Here is a 239-nt window from a genome sequence, read left to right on the forward strand (position 1 = left end):
TATCGAAGATTGCGGCTTTTAACATACGGTTCCTGTCTTGAGCTGAAAGGATAAAGAATGTGAACTTTATCACTTCAACCCGGCAGACGGTAGCCCGGATTGTCGTTTAATGACTACTCAGAATCAGTCAGATTCAGCCTGCGAATACAGCGTTCTGCCTGATCCAGATATTCTCCGCCAAAGAGATTACAGTGGTTCAGCAAATGGTAAAGGTTGTACAGGTCGCGACGTTGTTTGTA

General features: G+C 44.8%; 1 protein-coding gene. It reads right to left on the reverse strand.

Annotated features, from left to right (window positions below; all coding sequences use genetic code 11):
• Window positions 1–113: 113 nt before the first annotated feature.
• Window positions 114–239: fructosamine kinase family protein (locus tag ACYP03_RS27815; RefSeq protein WP_459782914.1), on the reverse strand; the 126-nt coding region annotated here is incomplete at its 5' end.

It is taken from the genome of Photobacterium sp. R1, assembly GCF_054600795.1.